Source organism: Alteromonas sp. KUL17, assembly GCF_006538305.1.
GTDB classification, from domain to species: domain Bacteria; phylum Pseudomonadota; class Gammaproteobacteria; order Enterobacterales; family Alteromonadaceae; genus Alteromonas; species Alteromonas macleodii.
In genome coordinates this window covers 1-1293 of record NZ_BJKJ01000056.1, presented here as the reverse complement: position 1 = coordinate 1293, position 1293 = coordinate 1, and the positions used below count along the sequence as shown (strand labels likewise).

Genomic DNA, 1293 nt, shown 5'->3' with positions numbered 1-1293 from the left:
CAATAACGGGCGCAGGCACGTGGGGCATAATGGCGAAGCCGCCCCGCGTGTATGCGTCCCAGCGAACGAAGTGAGTGAGTTTATTGAGTTGTTATATGCCATTGTTAATGACTACCATCTGACCCAGCTCCGCTACTGTCTCTGTTGCCACCACCAAATTCAGAATACTTCTTAGCTGGTTGATCCTGACTTTTATTAAACTGCCAAAGAGCAACTGCTCCAATGATTGGAATTAACCAAGCAATAATTATTTGAGCAATTTTTTGAACAGAGTCTAAGTCTTCTCTTTTGGCTAAGAATACTGATACTGCAATGCTAAGTACTAAGTATGTGACTAACGCAGAGTAAATAAAAAGAGAATCCATTTCACAATTTTCCGTGGCTTATAACTTTCCAATAACGGGCGCAGACATGTGGGGCATAATGGCGAAGCCGCCCCGCGTGTATGCGTCCCAGCGAACGTAGTGAGTGCGTTTATTGGCTTGTTAGGTGCGTGGGTAGTAAACAAGAGAACTCCCTTCTTTTAAAGCTTCGTTGTAATAACCAGTAAATCCCTTATAAGCCTCAGTATTCAACACGTCAATTTGAAGCTGATTACCTGCTAAATTAGTGATACTTGAGAAGCCGAATTTTTTAGCTTCGTTCTCCGCATTCAAAAATTCTGTTGTTGCTGACTCTTGGCGAAGAAAAAGCATGCATTTATGAGTAGCACCAACATCTGGGTGAGCGTAATCGTACTCAGGTTTTTCAGTGAAAGTGCCAGTAAAACCATAGATAAAAACTTTACTCATACCAGTAGCACCTAACTTTTAAATAAGGGGCGCAGGCATGTGGGGCATAATGGCGAAGCCGCCCCGCATGTATGCGTCCCAGCGAACGAAGTGAGTGACTTGATTTTTTTGTTATACGCCAAGTCAGAACAACATTTCATAGCTCTTTTGTACCAATAACATTTGGATATGGTGTAAAACCCCAGCGCAAATAACCGCATAGAAGATAGGAAAAAATAACACCAAGAGTAACGAAAAAAGTTATCCAAGAGCCTTCGGAAATAACAAACATTGCTATAAAAGTGACTATGCCAACTAAACCTGAAAATGACACCCATTTTTCATGGGCTTTACTATCAAATTTCATTCTTTTCTTGCTACCACTAAGAAACAGTTCAGTTAAGTTCACTTTGCAGAAGGGGCACAAAAATCCTTTTTTAGAGCCCAATTTGTATCCATCTACAGCCTCATTGCAAGGAAACTTTCTATGACAGTTGCAGCAACAATATTTCATCATGGCGTA

3 protein-coding genes are annotated in these 1293 nt (G+C 41.2%); all 3 read right to left on the bottom strand.

The features are described from left to right. Positions 1-104 precede the first annotated feature (104 nt). On the bottom strand, positions 105-365 hold the full coding sequence (locus tag KUL49_RS20895) for a hypothetical protein (RefSeq protein WP_165477929.1): 261 nt from the start codon (positions 363-365) through the stop codon (positions 105-107). Between the two features lie 120 nt (positions 366-485). Further along, on the bottom strand, positions 486-791 hold the full coding sequence (locus tag KUL49_RS20705; protein ID WP_131138460.1) for a hypothetical protein: 306 nt from the start codon (positions 789-791) through the stop codon (positions 486-488). Between the two features lie 136 nt (positions 792-927). Further along, positions 928-1293, bottom strand: a 366-nt coding sequence (locus KUL49_RS20965; protein WP_207308471.1) for a hypothetical protein, incomplete at its 5' end; no start/stop codon positions are given.

What these genes read in the sequence shown, in the direction of transcription:
- KUL49_RS20705 (WP_131138460.1), bottom strand. Translation starts at nt 791, where the DNA reads ATGAGTAAAGTTTTTATCTATGGTTTTACTGGCACTTTCACTGAAAAA.
- KUL49_RS20895 (WP_165477929.1), bottom strand. Translation starts at nt 365, where the DNA reads ATGGATTCTCTTTTTATTTACTCTGCGTTAGTCACATACTTAGTACTT.